The organism is Levilactobacillus suantsaii, from assembly GCF_004115745.1.
Lineage (GTDB): Bacteria > Bacillota > Bacilli > Lactobacillales > Lactobacillaceae > Levilactobacillus > Levilactobacillus suantsaii.
On record NZ_QXIL01000010.1, the window covers coordinates 67,230 to 76,187 of the forward strand.

Sequence of the window (8,958 nt, forward strand, 5' to 3'; positions counted from 1 at the left end):
ATAATTTTTGCTTATAGTTTAAGCTTTTCCTTGCCAAAACGCAATTGTTAATTGGGCTGGACCATCTAAAAAGGGGATCCTCCGCACAACTGGCGGGAAATCCCCTTACGGTTATGTCCAACTAACGGTCAATCGGGCGCCAGGCCACGGTCAAGAAAATCAATCAGTACTGGCGTTCGAACAATAAACTGATGCAGATCCCCCTGCAAGTTCGCCCGCACCAGGTTAGTTAGGATTGTGCCAATCAATAGTTGGGCAATCACGTCGTTACCTAAGTCTCGTAACTGCCCCGCATCCTTGAGTCGGTCTAAGACTGGAAACAGGTTTTTTTCAATCACTGGCGCCGCTTGGACTAGGACCTGTTGACGCAAATCTTCGCGCATTAGCATCTCGTTGATTAAAATTTTAGCTTCGCGCCAGTTGTCTTGCAAGAAGTCCACCCGGTTGGCCACCAAAGTCGTCAAGAACTGGTGCCGAGTAAGTGTCGGCATGCGCACGACCTGGCTGGCAAACTCCCGCATCAACCGGGGCATAACTTCCGACACCAGCGGCTTGATCAACGCCGCAAGCAAGTCATCTTTGGTTTTGTAACGCCGGTAGACCGTCCCTTCGGCCACCCCGGCCTTGGCCGCAATTTGCTTGGTGCTAGTGTTGGCAAACCCCTGGGCCGCAAAAAGCGCCAAGCTCGCCGCTAAAACCTGCTTTTGTTTGGCCGGCAAGTTGGGGTCGGCCGCTAGGACCTGGTCAAAGACCGTTTTAATCGTCGTATTTTTCGCCATTCTAGACCCTCCGATATCGTTTCAACCCGACCACGTTCAACGCAGTAAAGGCCACCGCAAACAGCAGTAACAGCCATAGGTCACCACTCACGGCACCCAAACTGTCGCCTCTGGTCGCCACGTTCATGAGTGCCTCTCCACCATAGTACAATGGGAAGATGTGCGCAATCCACTGGAGCCAGTCTGGCATGGCCGTGACCGAAATAATACCGGAGAAAAAGACCTGCGGCACGATAACGATGGGGATAAACTGGACCATCTGAAATTCGGAATTAGCAAACGTCGAAATGAAGATGCCCATCGACAGCGCTACCATCGCCAGTAAAAAGTTGATCAACAAAATAACCCAAACGCTCCCCAACATATGAATGTTGAAAACCGTCAACGCAAAGGTCACCGTGATGAGTGTCTGAATCACGGCGAAGATCCCATACCCGATTAGGTAACCAGTGATGATTTCCCCCCGGCGGACTGGCGTGGCTAGTAAGCGGGTCAACGTGCCCGTAGTCCGCTCGTTCAGCAGGGAAATCCCCGAAATCAAAAAGACAAAGAAGAACACGAAGAAGCCTAACAGGACCGGTAAGAAGGTATCAAAGAACGTCGAAGATGAACTACCATAGAGATAATGGCTGGTCACCGCGTAAGACGGTGCCTTGGCCACAGACGGCGCAGCTTTTTTCTTAGCAGTCGTCGGGGTGCTCTGCCCCTGGGCCGCGGCTTGCTGTGCCACCAGTGCTTTTAGCTGGCGACTTTGTTGGGTCAATGCCTGCTTCTGGGCCTTAGTAGCCGCGACCAACCGTTGCACTTTGAGCTTGGTGACGGCGCCCTGTAAGGTCTGCTTCACAATCGTGGTGTCGCCGGGTTGGCTATTCGCGTAGGTCACGGTCAACTTGCCATTCTTCTGGCTGATGAACGCGGCCAACCGGTGGTTCCGGATCTTCGCCGTGGCCCCACTAGTCTGCTTAAAAGTCGCGATTTCGGTATGTTTCGTTTTCAAAGTCTTTACTAGGTTGGTATTCACGTGACTGACCCCGATTTTGGCCACGCTAGTCGAACTATCCTCAAATAAGAAAAACATCAACGTCAAGATAAATAACGGGGCTAAAAACATCAACGCCAAAGTTCGTTTATCCCGCAACATTTCTCGTAAAACCCGGTGCACAATCGCTCTAATTCTCATCCTGTAGCCGCCCCGCTTTCAAAAAGACCTGTTCGATCGTATCCACCGCGTACGCCCGTTTCAATTCAGCAGGCGTACCCTGGGCCAACGCAATACCTTCGCGAATCAGCATCAACTCATCACAGCGTTCCGCTTCGTCCATCACGTGGGTCGTGACCAGGATGGCCTTGCCCTGTTGCTTGAGCCGGCGCAGTTCCGCCCAAATCTGTTGGCGTAACTCCGGGTCGATGCCCACCGTGGGTTCGTCTAAAATCAAGAGCGCCGGATCCGCAATCAACGCAATCGCAAGAGATAGTCGCCGCTTCATCCCCCCGGAATAGGCCCGCACCCGGCGAGATAATTCATCCGTTAAGTTCACCACCGCGGCCACGTGGGTGATGGCGGCAGTTAATTGCGCACCGTGCACTCCCATTAATTCACCAAAGAAATGGAGATTCTCGCGCGCTGTCAGCGTCTCGTAAAGTGCATCACTTTGAGCCATATAGCCAATCTTTTGCATGATCTGGCGGTTGGGCATGGCCGTATTCAGTACCGTGGTTTCCCCGGCATCGACGCGTTCCATCCCCATGATGGCTTTAACTAACGTGGTCTTACCGGCACCAGAAGGCCCAATCAGACCCATAATCTGGCCCGCGGGTAACCGTAAACTCACTTGTTTGAGGACCACGTTATTGCCAAACCGCTTAGCCACCTTGTGAACCTCAATCATGGTTTGTGTCATCGTGTTCACCCTCCTCATTAAAGTAGTGAGTGAGTGTTCACTCACTTTCAGCCCTATCTTAAGGCGAGTTCACCGATCTGTCAACTCACCCAATGGCGACCAGGTTATTTAGTTGGGCCCGGTGTCTCGTTGGCGACGGCCCGTAAGGCTAGTTGGCGAATCCGGGCCACCAACTCATCGTGTTGTGCGACCGGAACGTCACTCAAAAGGTCATCAGCGACGCTTTGCCGTAACTTGACGATCTCAGGGTAGAGGCGTTCCCCCTTACGCGTCAACGACAACTCGTAGACCCGCTTATCGCGCTTGGATTGCCGTTTGCGGACGTAACCTAAGTTCACCAGTTGGTTCACGGCTCGCGTCACGTTACTGGGGTTCAAATAGGTCAGACTGATCAGCTTATCCTGCGTTAACCGTGGCTGTTCGTGTAAGCGCAAGATGTAATAATACATGCTGGCATTGAGCCGATACGGCTGCAAGCGTCGGTCCAACGCAATGCGCGTATACCGGTTCGCAATCGACAACCACTTCAAGACATCCGAATCATTAGCACCAGTTACCATTCGACGACAACTCCCTTCCCTAAAATTACGTGCGCAAGCATATACTATTTCGGACTAAATGTCAAGATAACGTGCGACCTAAATTGCCACCTAAATTCCGTCAAACCGGGATTAATGCCCCATCAAGCAACCGTGATTCCTAACACTAAGCCCGCTAACCAGCAGAATTCGTCACGCTAACCGACCCAGGTGAGCCAGAAAAACGAAACGAGAGTGGGACAAACTGACTTGGGGCGCACATTTCGGTACCATTATGGACATCAAGTAACTTAAAAAGTGCACCTCTTTTAAAAGAGGTGCACTTTAATGTTTTGTCCCAGAATCGTTGGTCAAAATGACGCAGCTTAACCGCTAGTAGGCCAATGAATTAACATTATTTCGCTTGGTCTTGGTCGAGGTCCAGAATGGTACCTTGACCACCCCAACGACCTTGTCCTTATCGACAAAGCCCCAGTACCGGCTATCGTTCGACACGCTCCGGTGATCACCGAGGACGAAGTATTTGCCCTTCGGCACGACGGTCACATTCCGATTTTTATTACTCTTAGGCCAAGTCTTCGAAATGCTGGCCAGCGTCCAGTTACCGGTCCCAGATGTCCGTTCACTTTTACTAATGAAGTTTTGCTTAATTTTCTTATTGTTTACATAAATGTACCCATTTTTACTCTTAATCTTATCACCAGGCAACCCGATGACCCGCTTCACATAGTTAGTGTGGGCCTTGGCTGTGGGATCTTCCCCGTATGCGTCAAACACGATGACACTCAGATGTTTGACTTTGGCTGGTTTATACGCGACCACCTTTTCGTTGTTCGTCAGGTTCGGCTCCATCGACGGGCCATCGACCCGGACACGTGTAAAGACAAAGGCCTTGATGACCAACGCAATCGCTAACCCAATTAAGATGGGCACGACCCAGCTCATAATCTCTTTCGTTTTTTGCATAATACGACTCCTTACAATCAGGGATAAGTTTTCCACAATAACGACCATCACTTTGATGACCGTTACTGATTAAAGTCAGCTTGAACTGTCTTTAATCTTACCATTTACAGCGCTAAATACCCACTTTTTAGCTGAAATTTATCTTTTTGTGAAGATTCTGGCCGGACTAGACCACCCACAACTTGCAAAATAATCACTTTCCGGCAATAATATCCAATAACCGTACTTTTAGTGGTTACCACGGGGTCGCCCCGCCACTAACCGGTAATCTTACCTCATAGAAAGGGTGACCCTTTTGACCACTTCACTGACTCGCGGTCGCCAAATCTGGTTGACGTTTCTGCTCGGGACCGTCAGCGCGACCGGGCCGTTAGCCATCGATTTGTACCTCCCGGCGTTGCCCCAGATGCAACACCAGTTCATGACCAGCGCGTCACTCATGCAGCTCAGTATCACCAGTTGTCTGGTCGGCCTCGCCTTGGGCCAATTGATTGCTGGCCCCTTCTCCGACCAACATGGGCGCAAGCGTCCTCTCATCGTGGGCTTTTTAATCTTTGGGCTTGTTTCATTAATTATCGCTTTTATTCATTCAGTTGCCTTACTAATTGCTCTACGATTTATTCAAGGAATTGCTGGTGCCACCGGCCAAGTCTTAGCTCGGGCCGTGGCCCGCGACCTATTTAGTGGGAAAAAACTGACCCGCTTTTACGCCATGTTGAACACCGTTAACGGCGTCTTCCCCATCATTGCGCCAATCGTCGGCGGCTTCATGATCCGCTACGTCGACTGGGAAGCCGTCTTCATCTTACTAGCCGTAATCGGGGTGGCGATTGCCCTAGCCGTCTTCTGGGGACTGCACGAATCGTTACCTGCCAATCAACGCCAGACCGGCGGCTACCGGAGTTCCTTTGTGGCAATGGGCCATTTTATCACTCAAGCGTCCTTTTGGCCATTAATTGTGGCCACTGGGCTAGTTTATGGTGCGCTATTCAGCTACATCTCCGCGTCGACCTTCGTCTTTCAGACCGGCTTTGGCCTGGCGCCGCAGACCTTCAGCTTGCTCTACGCCTTTAACGGCCTGGGTATCGTAGTCGGCAGCAACCTGCCGGCACGGTTAGCTAGACGCTACTCGAACCAACAGCAGTTAACCGGTCTGTTACTGACGGCCATCGCCACCAGTGCGTTGCTCTTGGTCTCGTTACTGTTCCCGGCCAACGTCTGGTTGGTCATCGCCTTGGTTCTCATCTTGGTCATCTTGATTGGGGCGCTTTTGACCCTGACCGTCACCGTAATCATGGACCAGGCCGCCCAAAATGCCGGCAGTGCCTCGGCCGTCATCGGCTTGTCGCAAAACGCTTTCGGAGGCCTGGCCTCCCCGTTAGCCGGGATGACCGGTAGCTCGTACGCCGCCATGGCGGGCATGCTCTTCGTTTGTCACGTTGGCGCTTACGGGCTGACGCGCTTCCAGCGTCATCATACTTAATGCTGAAAATAGAAGCCAGCATCGCAATCATGGCGACGCTGGCTTTTTTATAATGATTGGGCGAGAAAACACGCCTTTTTAAAGACGTGATGAATCGCCCTTTGTTTTGCATATTGGTATATGCCAATGCCGTAAACGGTGTATAATAAGTGCATTAAGACCAGCAAGGTGGTGAAAACATGCTCAAAGGGGTTAAACTACGCTTATACCCAACTCAGACACAAGCCAAGCAACTATGGCAATTATTCGGCAATGGCCGTTTTGTTTGGAATCAAATGTTAGCAATGGCCAAATCCCGCTATCAAAACAACCCTAGTAGTCAATTTGTTAATGAGTACGGCATGAACAATTTACTTAAACAACTCAAAAAAGAATACCCGTTTCTAAAAGCCAGTGACGCGACTAGCTTACAGATAGTTAACCACAACTTAGCCCAGTCTTTCTCCAGGCTATTTAAACATCAAGGCGGTCAGCCTCGTTTCAAGTCGCGCCGTTCCACTAAAAAATCCTACACGGGGCGGTTTTCAGCTAGTGCTAAGGTGGTGATTGCCAAACGGCGAGTTAAATTACCCAAACTTGGGAGCATCAAAACGAGCAAGACAGGTGCACTGGCCGTTGGAAAATTCAAACGCTACACCATCAGTTTGGATCCAACCGGTAAATATTACCTTAGCTTACAGATTGAGTGTCCGGATCCCGAACCATTCACTAAGACTAATTTAGTTGTGGGAATTGATATGGGGGTGGCTGACTTGGCAATCACCTCTGACGGTGATAAATATGACAAGTTCCAAGCCCTGTGGGAGACTTATCAGGCCACAGCTTGGCAACGTAAATACAACCGGCGCAAATATAAGGCGACGATTAACGTTCGCCAGTGGAACCACAATAAAGCCCATCTAACCGATATGGTGATTAATGACTACCAAAACTGGCAACGTGCTAGGAAAACCAAGGCACGCTACCAACAGAAACTGGCCAATAAACGCAAAGATTATTTACACAAGATAACCACTGACTTGGTTAAAAAATACGATGTAATTGTGATTGAAGATTTGAAAACCAAAAATCTAATGCACAATCACCACCTAGCTAAGTCAATTGCCAACGCTAGTTGGTCCCAATTCAGATACACGCTTGAATATAAGTGTCAACGATATGGAAAACAGTTAATCACGGTCAAGCCTAATTATACGAGTCAGCAGTGTTCCCACTGTGGCTTTCAAAGTGGCCGTAAACCACTAGAGATTCGCGAATGGACTTGTCCGCGCTGTGGAACCCAGCATGATCGAGATGTTAACGCGGCAGTTAACATCTTAAACAAAGGGCTGAAAAATGCCGGATAAAAGCCGTTAGGTTAGGAACTAGCCTTGGTAAAATAGTTAAGTTCTGTGAGTTAGGTACTTGGGATACCACCGTAAAATCCTAAACACTACTTAACGTTCCCAGAAGCTCGTTACTTTAGTGACGAGTAGTTCACTTTGACTTAAGTCCGTTCAATAAAGACCAAATCGTTGGCCGTCGACCGGTACGGCACGATGCCATCGAAGGGACGCAACACACCATAAAAAGCTGACAAGAGCCGCAGATGGACTTGTACATAGGCCAATGCCGGCACCGTGAATAGATCCGGCGCCATCGCTTGGTATTGCAGACTGCTATAGGCCATCACGGCGGGGGTCTGGTTCTGGTTCTGGGTCAATTCTAAACGCTGTAACCAGTCGTAATTGGTCCGGGCCAACTTGTCGCTACACCGCCACATTTGGTGCGCTTCCGCGTAGGTCAACTCGCGCAAACGCCGTAAAATTTGGTTGGTTTGGGCCAAGTATTGTGGTTGCCCCTGAACGGCAAAGTCGTCCGGGGCCACCTGCATCTTCTTGGCGGGGGCAATGATGATTTTCATATAACGGTCTCCTTTGCCCCTAGATTACCACAGTTTACCTCGTCACATCGGTACAATTCAGTCCTTAGTAGCCGGTGTCATCAGCGGGTGCAGCTTGGTGAAGTGCCCGGTCACCAACACCCCGATGCCCAGAATAATCAGCAATAGTAGCGTAGTCCCGCCGATAAAATCGAGACGCTGGAGCCACGAGTACGCCAGCGTACCGACCACCCACCAGGCAAAGTTCCAGCCTAAGGCTAACCGCCGATGCCCCAGAGGTTCACGTGGCCAAACGCCAACAGGTTATTCAGATTGGTGGCCGCCGAATACGCGTCCATGAACGTGGTCGTGACCGTTGAAAAAACAATGATGACGAGCGCCACTAAGCCCCAGTTTGACTGGGCCAGCACCTGCGTGAAATCCGCTTGGCCGGTCAACGTGACCGTCAATAGTCCGATGATAAACATCGCAAGGCTCCCACAGAAGTACCCGCCGACACTGGCCAAACTGGCCCGTAATGGCTGGTCACTCTGGCGCGTATAGTCGCCAATCAAAGGCAACCACGACAAAGCCATAGTCACGTTGAGTTCCACGGCGCCACCAAAGCTTAAGTTGCCCTCCGTCAACGCGTGCACGTGGCCCTGCCAGACGATGCCGCCCATCATCAGTAGCATTCCCACGGCCAGCAAGATAACCACCACGTTATTGATACGAAACAGCCATTGATGGTCCAGCAACAACCAGATGCCAATCAGAACCGCCACGATACTGGCCATGACTACCGGCGAACGAAAGTGCAACAAGTGTTGAGCAATCCCGTCCATGGCCAGTTGCGCGTTAACGATCATCACCGCCGTCCAGCCCACCAGTTGCAAGGCGTTGAGTAGCGAAAACAACCGCACGCCCCAGGGCCCAAAGACCTGGCCGGTCACCCCAATCGCGGTTTGGTGTTGGCGCGCCGATAAATAGGCGGCCGGCAAAAGAAACAGGCCCCCGCCAATCAAATGTCCCAGGATAATTGCGGCTAGACCTTGCGACCATCCCAGCGGCGCTATCAACGTGCCTGTCACGATTTCCGCAATCGAGATGGCCGCTCCTAACCACAGTAAAAACTGATTTCTTAACCGAATCGTCATCGTCCAAAACTCCCTTGACCCGAAAAAACGTCCCCCGTTAAGCCGGAACTTAACGAAGGGACGCTTTTTAATGACCGACACTTTCCTTCGCGAGTCTTAACTCAACAGGTTCAAAGGGATCGGACCACGTCCATCTCAGCCAGCATTGGCACCCCTAGTGTTTTTTCGATTTAAATTTAAGTTCAGCATACGGCAAATTCTATAATTAATCCGAACAGAAATTAAAAAGCCCCAAGCAATCACTTACAATGGTAGTAGCTAATTCCAACCAA

9 protein-coding genes, 1 pseudogene and 1 riboswitch are annotated in these 8,958 nt (G+C 50.6%); of the genes and pseudogenes, 2 read left to right on the forward strand and 8 right to left on the reverse strand.

Translation table 11 applies throughout. The features are described from left to right. Positions 1–128: 128 nt before the first annotated feature. The 5 genes from DXH47_RS06660 to lepB all read right to left on the reverse strand — a co-directional run bounded on the left by DXH47_RS06660 (position 129) and on the right by lepB (position 4,185). On the reverse strand, positions 129–779 hold the full coding sequence (locus tag DXH47_RS06660; protein ID WP_129032584.1) for a TetR/AcrR family transcriptional regulator: 651 nt from the start codon (positions 777–779) through the stop codon (positions 129–131). Between the two features lies 1 nt (position 780). Beyond that, positions 781–1,959 (reverse strand): ABC transporter permease, encoded by a 1,179-nt coding sequence (locus DXH47_RS06665; RefSeq protein WP_129032585.1) that lies wholly within the window; start codon positions 1,957–1,959, stop codon positions 781–783. Then, the gene (locus DXH47_RS06670; RefSeq protein WP_129032586.1) at positions 1,949–2,680 is read right to left on the reverse strand and encodes an ABC transporter ATP-binding protein; all 732 of its coding nucleotides are present in this window, start codon (positions 2,678–2,680) and stop codon (positions 1,949–1,951) included. The genes DXH47_RS06665 and DXH47_RS06670 overlap by 11 nt, the downstream gene beginning before the upstream one ends. A 104-nt stretch (positions 2,681–2,784) precedes the next feature. Continuing rightward, a complete protein-coding gene (locus tag DXH47_RS06675) occupies positions 2,785–3,240 on the reverse strand; it encodes a MarR family winged helix-turn-helix transcriptional regulator (RefSeq protein WP_129032587.1) in 456 nt (151 codons plus the stop codon). Positions 3,241–3,591: 351 nt separating this feature from the next. Then, the gene (gene lepB, locus DXH47_RS06680; protein WP_129032588.1) at positions 3,592–4,185 is read right to left on the reverse strand and encodes a signal peptidase I; all 594 of its coding nucleotides are present in this window, start codon (positions 4,183–4,185) and stop codon (positions 3,592–3,594) included. A 295-nt stretch (positions 4,186–4,480) separates the two neighbouring features. On the opposite strand from lepB, the gene DXH47_RS06685 reads away from it, so the two are divergent. Continuing rightward, positions 4,481–5,668, forward strand: a complete 1,188-nt coding sequence (locus tag DXH47_RS06685) for a multidrug effflux MFS transporter (protein ID WP_404820020.1) — start codon at positions 4,481–4,483, stop codon at positions 5,666–5,668. 179 nt (positions 5,669–5,847) lie between these two features. Beyond that, positions 5,848–7,014, forward strand: coding sequence for an RNA-guided endonuclease InsQ/TnpB family protein (locus tag DXH47_RS06690; RefSeq protein ID WP_129032589.1), 1,167 nt, complete (start codon positions 5,848–5,850; stop codon positions 7,012–7,014). A 179-nt stretch (positions 7,015–7,193) separates the two neighbouring features. Here the strand turns inward: DXH47_RS06690 and DXH47_RS06695 are convergent. From DXH47_RS06695 to DXH47_RS06700, 3 genes and pseudogenes are all read right to left on the reverse strand, one after another. After that, positions 7,194–7,571: pseudogene (locus DXH47_RS06695) on the reverse strand (YaaA family protein); the annotation flags it as partial. Between the two features lie 57 nt (positions 7,572–7,628). After that, positions 7,629–7,781: a hypothetical protein gene (locus DXH47_RS11855; RefSeq protein WP_225423519.1), complete on the reverse strand. Its 153-nt coding sequence runs from the start codon at positions 7,779–7,781 to the stop codon at positions 7,629–7,631. 26 nt (positions 7,782–7,807) lie between these two features. Next, positions 7,808–8,686, reverse strand: a complete 879-nt coding sequence (locus tag DXH47_RS06700; RefSeq protein WP_225423520.1) for a cytosine permease — start codon at positions 8,684–8,686, stop codon at positions 7,808–7,810. A gap of 65 nt (positions 8,687–8,751) precedes the next feature. Beyond that, a riboswitch (TPP riboswitch) is annotated at positions 8,752–8,852 on the reverse strand. Between the last annotated feature and the right edge of the window lie 106 nt (positions 8,853–8,958).